The following is a 16,260-nucleotide window of genomic DNA, read 5'->3' as shown; positions in this document are numbered from 1 at the left end:
CCCGATGCGTTTGCTAAACGCCCCCTTGCGGTAACGGGGGCGTTTGCGTCAATGCCGACATGGACATCCTCAAAGACTGTCCATAGCTTGGCTGCATATTGGATGATCAGTAGATTGAAAGGCCGCGCTATGAACACTCAGATGCTAGACGACACCAATACCCGTTCTGAATCCGAGAGCGGCGGACAGATCGCAACTCTGTTTTTCAAAAGTCGCAATGTGGTTTTGACGGGCGAGATCAATGACAAGCTTGCCCAGCGCGCCGTTACCCATCTGCTGGCATTGGCCGAAGATAGCGACGACCCGATCAATGTACTGATCTCGTCCCCCGGCGGCCATGTGGAGTCCGGCGACATGGTGCATGACGTGATCAAATATATCCGCCCAAAGGTGCGCACTATCGGGTCAGGTTGGGTTGCAAGTGCTGGCGCGCTGATCTTTGTCGGCGCAGCAAAGGAAAATCGCTATTGCCTGCCGAACACCCGCTTTTTGTTGCACCAACCCTCTGGCGGTATCGGCGGGCAAGTCAGCGACATGCAAATTCAAGCCGAACAGATTCGCATCATGCGAGCACGTTTCGACAAACTCTTTGCCGAAGCCACCGGCCAAACCGAAAAGAAGATCGCCACCGATACCGCTCGTGATTTCTGGCTGACCACCAAAGAGGCATTGGATTACGGCCTTGTGGGGCAGATGATCCGATCAGTTGATGAATTGCGGTGAAGACATAAGCCTGTCTCTTTGTACCACTAGAAAATCGATGAATATCTGGAAAGTCTTCTGGTGCGGTCGGAGGGACTCGAACCCTCACTCTTGTTACAGAACAGCGACCTCAACGCTGCGCGTCTACCAATTCCGCCACGACCGCAAGTCATAGGCTGATTTGGCGTTGTTTAGCCGCAAGGCTCTGCGATGTGAAGCGAAAAAACGGCCCTGTACACGTCCCTATGCGTTGTCACCCATGCGCAGAATATGCCATGGCTTGCGCAGACACTTGCAAAGGCAGATCCATGGTCACTTGGCTCACCTCAGACGGCTTCATCGACTACCCCTCCGCCGTGACCGAGATGGAGACACGCGCAGCTGCTATTCAAGCTGGTGAAGCAGAGGAATGTATCTGGCTTCTGGAACATCCGCCGCTTTATACCGCAGGAACATCTTCCAAGCCGCAAGATCTGACCGATCCCGACCGCTTCCCTGTGTATGAAACACGGCGTGGCGGGCAGTATACCTATCATGGGCCGGGCCAGCGGGTGGTTTATGTCATGCTGGATCTGAACCGGCGCGGGCGTGATGTGCGCAAATTTGTCCAAAACCTTGAGGCTTGGGTGATCACAACACTGGCCGAATTTAACGTGACTGGCGAATTGCGCGAGGGTCGCGTGGGTGTCTGGGTCGCGCGCCCGGAAAAGCCGCCCCTGCCCGATGGCAGCCCTGCTGAAGACAAGATCGCCGCGATTGGCGTGCGCCTGCGAAAATGGGTCAGCTTCCATGGGCTATCGATCAATGTAGAACCTGATCTGAACCATTTTAGCGGAATCGTTCCCTGCGGTATCTCGGATCATGGGGTGACGTCCCTTGTTGATCTGGGGCTTCCTGTCACCATGGATGATCTGGACAACGCTTTAAAACGCACGTTCACGACCATTTTCTAACCCAAAGGCGTGTGTCTGGGTCCGATCTGCCGCGACATTTTTTCCACGTCTATAATTGCTTGGATCATTGCCCTAGCCGAACAACCGCACTAAACCAGAATATCAAAGCAGGGGGCGAATCCGTCCTCAAGGAATAGTCTACTGGAAACGGGAGAGACACATGGCAGACGCCGCCATTGAGGGACACGAGCACGACGACCGGGGCTTTTTTACCCGCTGGTTTATGTCCACAAACCACAAAGACATAGGTATTCTGTACCTCTTTACCGCCGGACTTATGGGTTTCGTATCCGTGGCCTTTACCGTCTACATGCGGATGGAGCTGATGGAGCCCGGCGTTCAGTACATGTGCCTTGAGGGCGCGAGTTTGTTTGCCCAGAACACGGCAGATTGTACTCCAAATGGACATTTGTGGAACGTACTAATCACCGGCCATGGCATCCTGATGATGTTCTTTGTGGTAATCCCGGCACTGTTTGGTGGGTTTGGCAACTACTTCATGCCTTTACAAATTGGCGCGCCAGATATGGCGTTTCCACGGATGAACAACCTGTCCTACTGGCTTTATGTGACAGGCTGTTCGCTTGCTGTTGCATCCCTGCTGACACCGGGCGGCAATGACCAGTTGGGCTCTGGCGTGGGCTGGGTGCTTTATGCGCCGCTCTCGACCTCTGAGGCGGGCATGTCGATGGATTTCGCAATCTTTGCCGTTCACGTATCAGGTGCGTCGTCTATTCTGGGCGCGATCAACATGATCACCACCTTCCTGAATATGCGGGCACCGGGCATGACCTTGCACAAAGTACCACTGTTTGCCTGGTCAATCTTCGTGACGTCCTGGCTGATCCTTCTGTCCCTGCCCGTTCTGGCAGGTGCCATCACAATGCTTCTGACAGACCGGAATTTCGGCACGACATTCTTTGATCCTGCCGGTGGTGGTGATCCAATCCTGTACCAGCACTTGCTGTGGTTCTTCGGCCATCCCGAAGTTTACATCATCATCGTGCCCGGGTTCGGTATTATCAGCCACGTGATTGCAACCTTCTCGCGCAAACCCGTCTTCGGCTATCTGCCGATGGTCTACGCCATGGTTGCAATCGGCGCGCTTGGCTTCGTCGTCTGGGCGCACCACATGTATACCGTGGGCATGAGTCTGACGCAGCAATCCTACTTCATGATGGCGACGATGGTGATCGCGGTTCCAACCGGTATCAAGATCTTCTCATGGATTGCAACGATGTGGGGCGGCTCGATCGAGTTCAAGACGCCGATGCTTTGGGCATTCGGCTTCCTGTTTCTGTTCACCGTAGGTGGTGTGACCGGCATCGTTCTGTCACAGGCCGGGATCGACCGCGCCTATCACGATACGTATTATGTCGTGGCGCACTTCCATTATGTGATGTCGCTTGGTGCTGTGTTCTGCATCTTCGCGGGTATCTATTTCTACCTGCCGAAAATGTCTGGCCGGATGTATCCTGAATGGGCTGGCAAGCTGCATTTCTGGGCTATGTTCATCGGATCAAACATTACCTTCTTCCCGCAGCACTTCCTGGGTCGCCAAGGTATGCCACGCCGCTACATCGACTACCCGGAAGCATTTGCTTACTGGAACTACGTTTCGTCCTGGGGGGCTTTCCTGTCCTTCGCATCATTCCTGTTCTTCATCGGCGTCGTTTTCTACACGCTGCTTTATGGTCGCAAAGTGACAGAGAACAATCCGTGGAATGAATATGCAGACACGCTGGAATGGACCCTGCCCTGCCCACCGCCCGAACATACGTTCGAGCAGCTGCCAAAGCAGTCTGATTGGGACAAGGGCCACGCGCATTAAGGCAGATGCCCTATAAACGCATAGACCTTACAGACAGGGCCTCGGATTATCCCGAGGCCCTGTCTCATTACGGCGATGCCATCCCCGTTTACCGTGTATTGCTATGGCCACACAGATCTCTGCCAAGGGGCGGCTTTGTCTTCATCATCGCTGTGACCTCAGCCCTGCTATTGCTACCCTTGTTGCCGCTTCTCGGCACGCAGGCGCTTTGGGGGCTGCTCCCTTTCCTGATCCTGACTGTGGCGTTGCTGTGGTATTTCCTGATGCGAAACTACCGAGACGGCCATTTGATTGAAGAGCTCAGCCTCTGGCCTGACCACATGGCGCTTGTCCGCAAAAATCCACACGGGCCCAGACAAAGCTGGACCGCGAACCCCCATTGGGTTGCTGTAGAGCGCCACGATGCGCCTGTAAGCAATTACCTGACCCTGACAGGCGGCAGCCGCGAGGTCGAACTCGGTGCGTTCCTAACCCCAGCAGAGCGGCTAGAACTGAAAGAAGAGCTGGAGCATCAGTTGAAATTTCTCGCCGTTCGTACATCGAGCTAATGCCGTGCTGACATAGCGTGACGACTTTTTTGGTGGAAGGCTACATCACAAAGTAATCTGCAAGGACTACCCCGCTAACACTTCCCTCAAATCACCCCAACCGCGCCTTGACCATCGGCCCAGCGGCACCGAAATCCATCTGGCCAGTGTACTTGCCTTTCAGCTCACCCATCACCTTGCCCATGTCGCGGATAGAGCTCGCGCCAGTCTTGCTGATGGCAGCGTCGATGGCCGCAACGGTCTCGGCCTCGGTCAATTGTGTTGGCAGGAACGCCTCGATAACCTTGATCTCTGACAGTTCTTTCTCGGCCAGTTCCAGCCGCCCGCCTTCTTCATAGGCGCGTGCACTTTCCTGGCGTTGCTTCACCATCTTACCCAGAATTGCCAAAATCTCGGGATCGCCCACCGATTTGCCATCCACGCGCATGGCAATATCCTGATCCTTGATAGCTGCATTGATCAGGCGCAGCGTGCCCAGACGCTCGCTGTCCTTGGCTTTCATTGCCTCTTTCAGCACGTCATTGATCCGTGTGCGCATATCTTGTGTCATAGCCCGTCTCCGCAGCTTGTCTGAGCGCCCGTCTCTAACGAATTCCATCTGTGCCTACAACAGGAAACGCTATGTCCCAAGACTGACCAGCCCAAGGGTTGACCCCTCGCAAGACCAATCCTAGTGTCGCGCAAATCTCAACGAGGGAGTCGCCAACCCATGTCCACCGCCCCCACTCATCCGACTGCCTGCCTTGTTCTTGCTGATGGCACCGTGTTTTACGGAAAAGGGTTTGGGGCTACGGGGCGCACTGTAGCGGAGCTGTGTTTTAACACGGCAATGACCGGCTATCAGGAAATTATGACCGACCCATCCTATGCAGGACAGGTGGTTACATTTACATTCCCTCATATCGGCAATACCGGCGTTACCCCTGAGGATGACGAAACCTCTGACCCCGTAGCCGCTGGCATGGTTGTCAAATGGGATCCAACCATAGCCTCTAACTGGCGTGCCACAGAGGAATTGGCCGAATGGCTTACCAAGCGGGGCCGTGTTGGAATGGGTGGCGTCGACACGCGCCGCTTAACCCGCGCAATCCGCGCCCAAGGCGCGCCGCATGTCGCGATGGAGCATAACCCGGACGGTGTGTTTGACTTGGAGGCACTTGTCCATGCCGCGCGCGGGTTTGCCGGCCTTGAAGGGCTTGATCTGGCTAAGGAGGTCACCTGCGCGCAATCCTACAAATGGGACGAGATGCGTTGGGCCTGGCCTGAAGGCTATACCAAGCGGACAAGCCCCGGCCATAAGGTTGTGGCGATTGATTATGGCGCAAAACGCAATATCCTGCGGTGTCTTGCCTCGGCGGGTTGCAACGTGACGGTACTGCCAGCCACAGCCACAGCCGAGGACGTGTTGGCCCTGAAGCCTGATGGCATCTTCCTGTCAAACGGTCCGGGCGATCCTGCTGCAACGGGTGCCTATGCCGTGCCGATGATCAAGGATGTGCTCAAGCGTGATATCCCCGTGTTCGGCATTTGCCTTGGCCACCAGATGCTGGCCCTTGCCCTTGGGGCAACGACGGTCAAGATGAACCACGGTCATCATGGCGCAAACCACCCAGTCAAGGATCTGGAAACCGGCAAGGTCGAGATTACCTCGATGAATCATGGCTTTACAGTGGATAGCCAGACCTTGCCCGACGGTGTCATGGAAACCCATATCTCGCTGTTTGATGGCTCGAACTGCGGTATCCGCTTGAAGGATCGCCCTGTTTTCAGTGTGCAATACCACCCCGAGGCCAGCCCCGGCCCACAGGACAGCTATTACCTTTTTGAGCGTTTTGCCGCTGCAATGGCTGCGCGGGCGGGCGTTTTAACCTCGCCTTAACCCGCCCTGACGCAAACTTTGTCCAAGGCAACAGACAGGGTTTGGGAATGGACGTTCAGGGATTTCGGCTTGGCTGCGCGGAAAACCCTGCCTCCGCGACCGGTGATCTGGCGCAGGAACTACTGCGAAGGGGGCTTTTGTCCCAAAACGATTTATCCCAGATAAAGACCTTACCGGATGCCGATCTTGGGGATACCCTGATCGCCCGCGGCATTCTACAACCTACTGATATACTCAAAGCCCGCGCCAAATGTCATGGAACAAGCTGGATCGATCTGGAAGAACTGCCGCCCGACCCTCGCCTGCTGGGACTTGCAGACCCGAAGGACTGCCTGCGTCTTGGTTTTGTCCCGTGGCGCATGCAGGGCGGGGTTTTGGTCGTTGCCGTGACCGATCCCGCGCAGATGTCAATCATCCAGATCAAACTGCCGCCCGGCATAGGACGCGCACGCCACGTTCTGGTAAGCCAGAATGATCTGCACGATTTCATCCATAAATCCCTTGGGGCAGACCTGATCCGGCAGGCCGAAACTCGCACGCGGGCGCAAGATAGCTGCAGGAATTGGTCAACGCGCAAGATGCAATTCTGTCTGACGTTTATCATGCTGGCCTTTGCAACCATCGCCCTGATGTATCCAGATAAGCTGCTGAAAGGGCTTTTTGCGCTGGCTGTTACAACTTTGTGCATCAACAGCATCTTGAAGGCGATATGCGGGGGGATCGCGCTTTCTCGGATACGCAGCGGGACCCACAAAATTGATGTGATTGTTCCAAAGCGCCTGCCAAAAATCTCGATCCTTGTGCCTCTTTTCAAAGAAGAAGACATCGCCGGTACGCTTGTAAAGCGGCTGGAGCGATTGAAATACCCCAGAGAATTGCTGGAGGTTTGTTTGGTTGTCGAAGCTGATGACACCGTCACCCGAAAGGCGTTGCAGGGCCATACGTTACCACCTTGGATGCGGGTCATCCGGGTGCCGGGGGAAGCCTGAAGACCAAGCCAAGGGCCATGAATTACGCGCTGGATTTCACCACGGGCGAACTTGTTGGTGTCTATGATGCAGAGGATGCGCCCGAGCCGGATCAACTCTACCGGGTTGTTCAGAAATTCAACAAAAGCGGCCCTGATCTGGCGTGCGTGCAAGGTGTGCTAAGCTTTTACAACGCGCAGACCAACTGGCTATCGCGCTGTTTCTTCTTTGAATATGCGGGCTGGTTCCGCATCATGCTGCCGGGTTTACAACGTTTGGGCTTTGCTATCCCGTTGGGGGGCACAACTTTGTTTTTCCGTCGAAATCAACTGGCCGACATGGGGGCATGGGATGCTCATAATGTGACAGAAGATGCTGATCTGGGGATGCGTCTGGCGCGGCGCGGCTATCGTTGCGAAGTGTTGCACACTATCACTCACGAAGAGGCGAATAGCCATGTCTGGCCTTGGATCAAGCAACGCTCGCGCTGGTTGAAGGGCTACGCAGTTACGTGGAGCGTGCATATGCGCAATCCTGTCAGGCTCTGGCGCGATCTTGGTCCTTGGAAATTTCTGGGCTTTCAACTGCTCTTTCTGGGAACACTTGTTGCGTTCCTGCTGGCACCCTTCTTGTGGCTGAGCATGGTTGTGTTTTCATTTGGCCTGCTGGGGGCAAGCTTGGGCAGCGTTGCTTATACCAACCTCTATGGCCTGACGGCCCTGTTTCTTGCGGCCGAGATTGTCACGCTTACGGTCTTTTTCCTTGCGACATACCGCCTGGCCAAGCGACCCGCCTTGGGCTGGATCCTGACCCTGCCCGTCTATTTCATATTTGGCACGATGGCCGCCTACAAAGGCATCGTCGAGCTGCTGTTCAAACCATTTTACTGGGATAAAACGGCCCACGGTATGTTTGGCGGGCAAAATCTTGCAGAGACAGAACCGGACTTATCAGGCGATGCCTTTGGACGCGTCGATCTTCAATCGGGTCTCGAAAGCAGTGGATAAATGCGCGCGCAAAGCTTCTGAGGCGGCTGGGCCATCCCGCGCCTCAATCCCGCGCACAATTTTCAAATGCTCATCCAATGCGGCGGCCCCCCGCCCCTCTGCCGCCAGCGACGTTGTCGCCAAAAGCGCCATTGAGCGATACACCAGATCAAGCTGCTGGACGAGGTATCGGTTATGGGATGCCAGATGAATTTGCCGGTGAAAGCGCCGGTTGGCCTGCGCCAGTTTGCTTGGCTGTCCCAGAAAAGCGCGGTCTTCCTTGACCATGTCAAACAGCACTTTGATTTCTTCCGGGGTTGCATGCTGAGCAGCCAATTCAGCCGCCAACCCTTCCAGCGCTGTCCGCACTACATAAAGTTCGGCCATCTGATCATGATCGAGTGACGCCACGATCAAGCTGCGACCATCGCGCGTCAGCATCGATTGCGTCTCAAGCCGCTGCAAAGCTTCACGGATTGGCGTGCGGGACACACCAAAACGATCAGCAAGCTCGCTTTCCACCAACCGGTCGCCAGGCTTGTATATCCCTGTATCAATCGCGTGCAGGATCAGCCCATAAGCATCATTCGCCGCAGGTATCGAGATCGACATAGCACCCCCTGAAAATCTTGTTTTTCAAACTAACCGCGCTTACCGGACCGCTACAAGCACAACCGCATCATTAATATGCTTGTCGCGACATGTAACGCAGCTAGAATAGTCCTATGGTTGCACAACAGTTTTCCCATGTCCGCCACTGGGTCTTTGACCTCGACAACACGCTTTATCCGGCGCATATGCGCCTTTTTGACCAGATCGAGCTGCGTATGACGGCTTGGGTCATGGACGCATTGAATGTGGACCGTGCTCAAGCGGATCATCTGCGTCAGCATTATTGGCATACCTATGGGACAACACTGGCAGGCCTGATGGATGAACACAGCATTGATCCGGACGACTATCTGGTCGATGTCCATGACATCTCGTTCGACGCTTTGACACCTGACACGACCCTGCGGGACAGAATTGAAAGGTTGCCCGGACGTAAGATCGTCTACACAAACGGCAGCAAGCCTTATGCAGAAAATGTTTTAAATGCCAGAGGCTTGAGCAATGCCTTTGATGCGATCTATGGCGTAGAGCACGCCAATTTTCGTCCCAAACCTGAACAGCGCGCCTTTGAAACGGTCTTCGCAACTGATGGCACCGACACCAAAAACGCCGCCATGTTCGAGGATGAGGCGCGCAATCTGGCTGTCCCCCACAGGATGGGCATGAAGACCGTTCATGTGTGCGAAACAGCGGAGCCGCAAGATCATATCCACCATCACACAGATGATCTTAGCGGCTTTCTGAAGCAGATCGTCGGTTGACCCTTTCCGAAGCGTCCCTATCGGCCTAATTCTATACTTATGGAACATGATATTTTGGTCTCGGGCGGTGGCGTCGCTGGTTTGATTGCTGCCTGCCTATTCGGCAGCGCGGGATTTCGCGTAGTTTGCGTAGACCCGCAAAAGCCAGTCACAACGCGCGATGATGCCAGTGCTGATTTACGCAGCACAGCATTTCTGCAGCCCTCGATCCCTGTGCTGGAACGCGCCGGGCTCTGGCAGCATCTGTCCCCACATGCCATGCCCTTACAGATCATGCGTATTATTGATTCAGGTGGGCCGGATGGCACACCACGCGCGACACGCGACTTTGACGCAAGCGATATCTCAGAGCTACCATTTGGCTGGAACCTGCCGAACTGGCTGATCCGGCGCGAATTGGTGAAACGCATTGAAAACTTGCCCAACGTCACCTTTCGCACAGGCGTATCCAGCGCCCGTATCTTGACACGTGCCACAGGCGCGAAAGTCTGGTTAAGCGACGGAACACAAATCAGCGCGCGTCTGGTCATCGCCGCAGACGGACGTAATTCCTGGCTACGCGAAGCCGCAGGAATTGGCGTTAAGACAACCCGTTATGGCCAAAAAGCGCTGGCTTTTGCCGTGACCCATCCCATCCCCCATTTCAACATCTCAACCGAAATTCATAAAACGGGTGGGCCGTTCACATTGGTTCCGCTGCCCGATTATGATGGCCAACCCAGCTCAGCTGTTGTGTGGATGGAGACCGGGGCTGAGGCACAACGCCTGTTTGAACTGGACCCAAGCGCTTTTGAGGCAGAAATGTCAGACAGATCGTGCCACCTGTTTGGCCCCCTGAGCCTCGCCTCGCGAAAAACGATCTGGCCGATTATCAGTCAGATCGCTGATCATTTCACATCTGAACGTATGGCTCTTGTCGCAGAAGCTGCCCATGTCGTGCCCCCAATAGGCGCACAAGGGTTGAACATGAGCCTCACTGATTTGGGCTTGCTTCTGGAACTGGTTGAGGAAAACCCCGCAGGCATGGGGGAGCCCACCATGCTGGCCCGTTATGATCGTGGCCGGCGGCTTAAGGCGCAAATGCGTGTGACCGGCATTGATCTTCTGAACCGCACATCAATGACCCATAGCCAGTGGGTAAAAGACATGCGGTCCTGGGGGATCGGCCTGTTGCATGACGCAACACCGATCCGCAAAGGTGTGATGCAACTGGGGCTGGGCCTGCGGTGATTCAGGCGTCTTCCAAAACCTGATCCGTCACGGATTTCAGGCGTGCAAGCGTCGCGCCAGTATCATAGAGCTTGTCCAGACCAAACAACCCGATGCGGAATGTGCTAAAATCTGCGGGCTCATCACATTCCAGCGGAACACCTGCAGCGATCTGCGTTCCAAGAGCCGCGAATTTTGACCCGTTCTGCACCGCCGGATCGTCTGTGTAGCTGACCACCACGCCGGGCGCGCCATAGCCATCTGCCGCGACTGACTTTACGCCCTTTGCCCGCAGCATATCACGTACATCGTTGCCAAGTCGCCACTGCGCCTCGCGCAACCGCTCAAATCCATATTCACGCGTTTCTTCCATTGTATCGCGGAAAGCACGCAGCGCATCTGTTGGCATGGTCGCATGATAGGCGTGACCGCCATTTTCATAGGTTTCCATGATGGACAGCCATTTTTTCAGATCGATGGCGAAACTGTCGGACGTCGTATCTTCGATTGCCTGCCTCGCACGATCCGACATGCAAACAATTCCCGCACAAGGTTGGGCCGACCAGCCTTTCTGCGGTGCCGAAATCAGAACATCAACACCTGTGGCGGCCATATCGACCCATGCGCAGCCCGAGGCAATGCAATCCAGAACCATCAGCGCGCCAACCTCATGCGCGGCTTTGGACATCGCTTTGATGTAATCGTCAGGAAGGATGACACCGGCAGATGTCTCGACATGGGGGGCAAAAACAATGTCAGGCTTTTCTTCATGTATTTTCGCCGTCACCTCTGCAATCGGACATGGGGTGAATGGCGCTGTCGTGTCATTGCCGGTTTGGCGGGCTTTCATGACAGTCGCCGAAGCGGTGAAGCCACCTGCCTCAAAAATCTGGCTCCACCGATAGGAAAACCACCCATTGCGGACAACAAGCGCGCGTTTGTCACGGGCAAACTGACGTGCAACGGCCTCCATAGCAAAGGTGCCGCCGCCGGGAACAAGGGCGATGCTATCAGCTGCATACACCTCTTTCAGCATAGACGAGATGTCTGTCATCACCTTCTGAAACGTCTTCGACATATGGTTAAGGGAGCGATCCGTGAAGACGACCGAAAATTCAAGCAGACCATCAGGATCAACGGTATTGGGCAATGCGGACATGTGACACCTCCTTTGGATCATATCAACCTACGGTGTAAAGCTATGTCATGCACGGTCTATTTGTGTATATCAAGCCGCGAAAACAGAGGCTTAGAGCCGATGGCCGTTTCCTTTCGGAAATAGTTTCACCCTCTGTCAACAACCAACCTGAACATATTGAACGATTATGTGTGCGACACGTCTTTCAACAGATCCTCAAAAACCGCCTGTTGCTTTGTCATCTTCGCTTGCATCGCTTTCATCAAATCTTCGGCGCGCAGCATCCCCGCATTCCATGTCGCAATCTGATCAAGACCGTCCGCAACACTATGATCCCTAGCATAAGTGATCGCCCGTTTGATGCCTGCGATTGCTAGCGGTGATTTTGCCGCAATCTCACTTGCCATCGCCAAGGCCGCATCAATTGTGGCTTCCCGATCAGCATGAATTGCGTTGATCATGCCCCATCCCAGCGCATCCTCGGCCGAAAAGCGGCGGCCTGTATAGGCCAATTCTCTGAGCACACCTTCAGGCATCAGCTTAGGCAAACGCTGTAATGTGCCGACATCAGCGGTCATCCCGATATTGATCTCTTCAATGCCAAATGATGCCTCGGCACTGGCCAGCCGGATATCGCAGGCCGAGATCAGATCAACCCCAGCACCAAGACAAACACCATGTGTCGCGGCGATCACCGGGATGCGCATTTGCTCAAGGCTTGTCAAAGAAGCTTGCAGCTTTTTCACCAGATCACGCAGGGCGAATGCAGCCCGGCCCGGCTCCCCTTCAGTGAGCTGCATGATGTTTTGAAAGGCCGTCAAATCCATACCACCCGTAAAGTGCTTGCCCTGCCCGGACAGCACCAGAACCCGTACTGAGGGGTCACTGTCCAATGTTTGGGCGAGCCGCGGTAAATCAGACCAAAACTCAGATGACATTGCATTTGCCTTGTCTGGGCGGTTCATTTCCAGATGCGCTATGCCATCGCTAAGGCTGAGGCGGAAGAAGGTGCTGTCAGTTAACTCAGGCATGTATGTTTTCCTCAGAGGACTGGATTGATGTGATTTCTATCATAGTTTACCCGATACAGAACATCATGACGTTTGGTTAACCGTCGCTGGGTTGTAGTGGCCCCGGCAGTCGCTCTTCCGACAGCAAGACATTCGCCTCGACATCCCCCACACCGGGTAAGGTCATGATCCGCCGACGCAAGACGCGCTCAAAATCTGACAAATCGCGGGCAACAACGCGCAGACGGTAATCATAAAGGCCAAGGACGTGCTGTACCGTCTGCACTTCGGGGATGGCAGTTACGGCGCGTTCAAAATCTTCAAGCGACACACGCCCTTTGGTGGCAAGTTTGATACCCAGAAAGACCGTAACGGCAAATCCCAACGCCTCGGGGTCCAGATCGACCCGTCGCCCAGCCAGCACACCTGCGTCTTGCAAGCGGCGAATGCGTCGCCATGTGGCAGGCTGGGACAGCCCCAGTTGTAGCCCCAAAGCGCCTGCGCTTTGCGCGGCGTTCTCAGAAAGTGCGCGCAAGATAGCAAAATCGGTTGCGTCCCATGTCATATTGGCAGCGTCTCGGCGGTCTTAATGGTGGCCACATGCATCAAGGCTTCCAACTCTGCGATATGAGGCAACATCAGGATATAGTCGCGGTAGAGCGTTTGGTAATGCGCCATATCGCGGGCAATCACCGACAGACGTACATCGACGCGGCCAAGAAATGTCTGGATCGCGATGACCTCAGGAATTTTGCGGGCCTGCGCCTGAAATTCATCGAAAGCCCGCGGGGCGGTTTTATCAAGGGTAAACCGCAGGGACACCTCCACCACATAGCCCAGACGTTGCCAGTCAATAACGGCATGCTGCCCTTTCAAAATGCCGTTCGCGACCAGCTTCTCCAACCTGCGCGCAGTCGTTGCTGGTTGCATGGCGCATCGCTCAGCCAGCTCAGAGATCGAAGCCTCCGGATCAGCCTGCAATTGGCGCAGCAATCGTCTGTCAGCATCATTAAGCATGATTTCTGCATATAACTTTTATTATACGAATAAAAGTATCGATTTATTATAAAAAATCAGATTCTTGATCTGTGAAAAGCGATATATATCTGTAATGTCCGCCTCAGATGTACACAAACAAAGGAGCGCCCTTATGCGCGTTTACTACGATCGCGATTGCGATGTGAACCTGATCAAGGACAAGAAAGTTGCCATTCTCGGTTATGGCTCCCAAGGCCATGCCCATGCGCTGAATTTACGCGATTCAGGCGCTAAAAACCTTGTTGTGGCGTTGCGTGAAGGCTCTGCGTCCGCAGCGAAGGCCGAAGGTGAAGGTTTGAAAGTCATGGGTATCGCGGAAGCCGCCGCCTGGTGCGATCTTATCATGTTTACCATGCCCGACGAACTTCAGGCAGACACTTACAAAAAATACGTCCATGACAATATCCGCGAAGGTGCAGCGATTGCATTCGCGCACGGCCTGAACGTGCATTTTGGCCTGATCGAGCCGAAACCTGGTGTTGACGTGATCATGATGGCGCCGAAAGGCCCCGGCCATACCGTGCGCGGCGAGTTCACCAAAGGTGGCGGCGTACCGTGCCTTGTGGCCGTGGACAATGACGCCTCTGGTAAGGCGCTTGAGATTGGCCTGTCCTATTGTTCTGCCATCGGCGGTGGCCGGTCCGGCATTATCGAGACCAACTTCCGCGAAGAATGCGAAACGGACCTGTTCGGCGAACAAGCCGTTCTGTGCGGCGGTCTTGTCGAGCTGATCCGCATGGGGTTCGAAACACTGGTCGAGGCGGGTTATGCCCCCGAGATGGCGTATTTCGAATGCTTGCATGAGGTCAAACTGATCGTCGATCTAATTTATGAAGGCGGTATCGCCAACATGAACTACTCGATCTCGAACACTGCGGAATACGGCGAATACGTCTCTGGCCCGCGCGTGTTACCATATGATGAGACCAAGGCACGGATGAAGGCAATCCTGACCGACATTCAAACCGGTAAATTCGTGCGTGACTTCATGTCAGAAAACCAAGTCGGCCAGCCTTTCTTCAAAGGTACACGCCGCATTAATGATGCGCACCAGATTGAGGAAACTGGCGAGAAACTGCGCGGCATGATGCCATGGATCTCTGCTGGCAAGATGGTCGATAAGGCGAAGAATTGATCGCATAGTTCGAAACTGATCGAACACTATGGGAAAGGCATCGCATGCGGTGCCTTTTTCATTTACGACCGTTCCCATGACACCTTCTCCACAAAATCCAGGCCTGCTGAACTGGGCACTAATCCTGCTGCTTGGTGTGATCTGGGGTGGGGCGTTCATGTCGGTGCGCCTGTCGCTTGACGGATATCCCCCCTGGACCGTGGCCGCCGGGCGCGTCAGCATTGCGGCCCTTGTTTTATGCGCGATCAGCGAAGCAATAGGTCAAAGCCTGCGAACGATCCCGTCGCGCCGCGCGTGGATGTTCGCCGCAATGGTAGGTGCAGGGGCCACCGCCCTACCCTTCGCATTGCTGAGTTGGGGGCAGCAATTTGTCCCGTCCGCCTTTGCCGGCGTGGCGATGGGCGCAGTGCCACTTTTGGTGCTCCCGTTGGTCTATATCTTCTCGCCCGAGGAAGGGATCGGACCAAGACGCATCATAGGCATGATGCTTGGGTTTATTGGCCTTGTGATCCTTGTCGGCGACGGCGCATGGGACAGCACGGGGCAAACGAATGAGTTCTGGGGGCGTCTCGCCTGCCTGTCAGCTGCGATGTGTTACGCATGCGGGTCCGTCGTCACGCGCCGCGCCCCAAAATGCCGCCAATTGCCTTTGCCACGGCCTCGACGCTTATTGCTGCGATCGTGCTTTTGCCGATTGCACTGATCAATGACGGGATACCGCAATCAATGCCGCTACAGCCCTCGCTGGCCTTGTTCTACGCGGCGTTGCTGCCGACCGCATTGGCTGCAATCATCCGCGTGCAGGTGATCACCACAGCCGGATCGGTTTTCATGAGCCTGACCAGCTATCAGGTGCCGGTCTGGTCCGTTCTGCTGGGTGTCACGCTGATGGGCGAACAACTTCCCCCGCAATTATTTATTGCATTGTTGATCATTCTGGCGGGCATCGGGCTCAGCCAGTCCCGTGCCCTGAGCGATTTATTCAAACGCCGCTGATCACATCCAGACCGCCCACTTGCCACGCTTGCATGCAAACCAGCCGCCAAGCGAGAAATGGTCGCGTCGGATAAGCAGGATCAGCGCAATCATCGCACCCAGAACGGCTAAATCAATCACCGCATTGCGGTTCACCGGAAAGCCGCGCTCATTGATTTCAAATGGGGCAAGAAAGCTTTCCCAACGTCGCAACACAGTGAAGAAATGCATTACCAAAAGCGCACCATAGGCAAACAGACGACCAATTCCTACAAATGCCATTAGACAGACAACTATCTGCACGCCTGCAACCAGCAGGACCTGAGATGTGACGATCTCGACCCCTTCAAAATGACGGACCAGTTGTTGATATTGCCCCGGCGTCAGAACTTTGTTCACAGCCCAGACAAAGATGAACCACGCAAGACCAACCCGCAGCACAAGCGTTGCGGTGGCATCAAGCTTATCATTGGCAGAAAGAGGATTCATTCGATTATGCGCCCTAGATTTCCAGC

Annotated in this window: 19 protein-coding genes and 1 tRNA gene; 12 read left to right on the top strand and 8 right to left on the bottom strand. The window is 54.9% G+C overall.

Going from position 1 to position 16,260, the window contains the following annotated elements:
• Nucleotides 1–102: 102 nt before the first annotated feature.
• The gene (locus tag ACZ1HF_RS01710; protein WP_472655883.1) at nt 103–723 is read left to right on the top strand and encodes an ATP-dependent Clp protease proteolytic subunit; all 621 of its coding nucleotides are present in this window, start codon (nt 103–105) and stop codon (nt 721–723) included.
• Between the two features lie 58 nt (nt 724–781).
• Here the strand turns inward: ACZ1HF_RS01710 and ACZ1HF_RS01705 are convergent.
• Nucleotides 782–868, bottom strand: a tRNA-Leu gene (locus ACZ1HF_RS01705).
• Between the two features lie 142 nt (nt 869–1,010).
• Here ACZ1HF_RS01705 and lipB point away from each other — a divergent pair.
• The 3 genes from lipB (at nt 1,011) to ACZ1HF_RS01690 (ending at nt 4,034) form a co-directional block, all read left to right on the top strand.
• Entirely contained in the window at nt 1,011–1,655 is a 645-nt protein-coding gene (lipB, locus tag ACZ1HF_RS01700) for a lipoyl(octanoyl) transferase LipB (RefSeq protein WP_472655882.1), read from the top strand.
• Nucleotides 1,656–1,815: 160 nt separating this feature from the next.
• Nucleotides 1,816–3,486: a cytochrome c oxidase subunit I gene (gene ctaD, locus ACZ1HF_RS01695; RefSeq protein WP_472655881.1), complete on the top strand. Its 1,671-nt coding sequence runs from the start codon at nt 1,816–1,818 to the stop codon at nt 3,484–3,486.
• Between the two features lie 5 nt (nt 3,487–3,491).
• Complete coding sequence (locus ACZ1HF_RS01690; protein ID WP_472655880.1) at nt 3,492–4,034, top strand: DUF2244 domain-containing protein; 543 nt, start codon at nt 3,492–3,494, stop codon at nt 4,032–4,034.
• A gap of 91 nt (nt 4,035–4,125) precedes the next feature.
• Here ACZ1HF_RS01690 and ACZ1HF_RS01685 read toward each other — a convergent pair whose 3' ends face one another.
• Nucleotides 4,126–4,584 carry a GatB/YqeY domain-containing protein gene (locus ACZ1HF_RS01685; RefSeq protein WP_472655879.1) on the bottom strand — a complete coding sequence of 153 codons (459 nt, stop codon included), beginning with the start codon at nt 4,582–4,584 and terminating at the stop codon, nt 4,126–4,128.
• Between the two features lie 159 nt (nt 4,585–4,743).
• Here ACZ1HF_RS01685 and carA point away from each other — a divergent pair, with 159 nt between their 5' ends.
• Genes carA through ACZ1HF_RS01670 form a run of 3 tightly spaced genes read left to right on the top strand, consistent with a single transcriptional unit; the run spans nt 4,744 to nt 7,888 of the window.
• On the top strand, nt 4,744–5,913 hold the full coding sequence (carA, locus tag ACZ1HF_RS01680; protein WP_472655878.1) for a glutamine-hydrolyzing carbamoyl-phosphate synthase small subunit: 1,170 nt from the start codon (nt 4,744–4,746) through the stop codon (nt 5,911–5,913).
• Between the two features lie 47 nt (nt 5,914–5,960).
• Nucleotides 5,961–6,902 carry a GspE/PulE/PilB domain-containing protein gene (locus ACZ1HF_RS01675; protein ID WP_472655877.1) on the top strand — a complete coding sequence of 314 codons (942 nt, stop codon included), beginning with the start codon at nt 5,961–5,963 and terminating at the stop codon, nt 6,900–6,902.
• Complete coding sequence (locus tag ACZ1HF_RS01670) at nt 6,866–7,888, top strand: glycosyltransferase family 2 protein (RefSeq protein ID WP_472655876.1); 1,023 nt, start codon at nt 6,866–6,868, stop codon at nt 7,886–7,888. The genes ACZ1HF_RS01675 and ACZ1HF_RS01670 overlap by 37 nt, the downstream gene beginning before the upstream one ends.
• Here the strand turns inward: ACZ1HF_RS01670 and ACZ1HF_RS01665 are convergent.
• Nucleotides 7,832–8,479 carry a GntR family transcriptional regulator gene (locus ACZ1HF_RS01665; protein WP_472655875.1) on the bottom strand — a complete coding sequence of 216 codons (648 nt, stop codon included), beginning with the start codon at nt 8,477–8,479 and terminating at the stop codon, nt 7,832–7,834. The genes ACZ1HF_RS01670 and ACZ1HF_RS01665 overlap by 57 nt on opposite strands.
• Before the next feature lie 113 nt (nt 8,480–8,592).
• On the opposite strand from ACZ1HF_RS01665, the gene ACZ1HF_RS01660 reads away from it, so the two are divergent.
• Nucleotides 8,593–9,240: a pyrimidine 5'-nucleotidase gene (locus ACZ1HF_RS01660; RefSeq protein WP_472655874.1), complete on the top strand. Its 648-nt coding sequence runs from the start codon at nt 8,593–8,595 to the stop codon at nt 9,238–9,240.
• 39 nt (nt 9,241–9,279) lie between these two features.
• A complete protein-coding gene (locus ACZ1HF_RS01655; protein ID WP_472655873.1) occupies nt 9,280–10,470 on the top strand; it encodes a UbiH/UbiF family hydroxylase in 1,191 nt (396 codons plus the stop codon).
• A gap of 1 nt (nt 10,471) precedes the next feature.
• Here ACZ1HF_RS01655 and ACZ1HF_RS01650 read toward each other — a convergent pair whose 3' ends face one another.
• The 4 genes from ACZ1HF_RS01650 to ACZ1HF_RS01635 form a co-directional block, all read right to left on the bottom strand.
• Nucleotides 10,472–11,608, bottom strand: a complete 1,137-nt coding sequence (locus ACZ1HF_RS01650; protein WP_472655872.1) for an aminotransferase class V-fold PLP-dependent enzyme — start codon at nt 11,606–11,608, stop codon at nt 10,472–10,474.
• Nucleotides 11,609–11,772: 164 nt separating this feature from the next.
• Nucleotides 11,773–12,618: a crotonase/enoyl-CoA hydratase family protein gene (locus tag ACZ1HF_RS01645; RefSeq protein WP_472655871.1), complete on the bottom strand. Its 846-nt coding sequence runs from the start codon at nt 12,616–12,618 to the stop codon at nt 11,773–11,775.
• Between the two features lie 76 nt (nt 12,619–12,694).
• Nucleotides 12,695–13,162, bottom strand: a complete 468-nt coding sequence (locus ACZ1HF_RS01640) for an Lrp/AsnC family transcriptional regulator (protein WP_472655870.1) — start codon at nt 13,160–13,162, stop codon at nt 12,695–12,697.
• Nucleotides 13,159–13,614: an Lrp/AsnC family transcriptional regulator gene (locus tag ACZ1HF_RS01635; RefSeq protein ID WP_472655869.1), complete on the bottom strand. Its 456-nt coding sequence runs from the start codon at nt 13,612–13,614 to the stop codon at nt 13,159–13,161. The genes ACZ1HF_RS01640 and ACZ1HF_RS01635 overlap by 4 nt, the downstream gene beginning before the upstream one ends.
• Nucleotides 13,615–13,747: 133 nt before the next feature.
• On the opposite strand from ACZ1HF_RS01635, the gene ilvC reads away from it, so the two are divergent.
• From ilvC to ACZ1HF_RS01620, 3 genes are all read left to right on the top strand, one after another.
• Entirely contained in the window at nt 13,748–14,770 is a 1,023-nt protein-coding gene (gene ilvC / locus ACZ1HF_RS01630) for a ketol-acid reductoisomerase (RefSeq protein ID WP_472655868.1), read from the top strand.
• 76 nt (nt 14,771–14,846) lie between these two features.
• Nucleotides 14,847–15,473 carry a DMT family transporter gene (locus ACZ1HF_RS01625; protein WP_472655867.1) on the top strand — a complete coding sequence of 209 codons (627 nt, stop codon included), beginning with the start codon at nt 14,847–14,849 and terminating at the stop codon, nt 15,471–15,473.
• Nucleotides 15,371–15,766 carry an EamA family transporter gene (locus ACZ1HF_RS01620; RefSeq protein WP_472655866.1) on the top strand — a complete coding sequence of 132 codons (396 nt, stop codon included), beginning with the start codon at nt 15,371–15,373 and terminating at the stop codon, nt 15,764–15,766. Before ACZ1HF_RS01625 ends, ACZ1HF_RS01620 begins: the two co-directional genes overlap by 103 nt.
• Here the strand turns inward: ACZ1HF_RS01620 and ACZ1HF_RS01615 are convergent, their stop codons facing one another.
• Nucleotides 15,767–16,234: a hypothetical protein gene (locus ACZ1HF_RS01615; RefSeq protein ID WP_472655865.1), complete on the bottom strand. Its 468-nt coding sequence runs from the start codon at nt 16,232–16,234 to the stop codon at nt 15,767–15,769.
• Nucleotides 16,235–16,260 lie beyond the last annotated feature (26 nt).

The sequence above is a fragment of the Litoreibacter sp. GN1-5 genome, assembly GCF_055693805.1.
The sequence above is the reverse complement of the archived record's forward strand: the minus strand, read 5'-3'. Positions and strand labels throughout refer to the sequence as shown.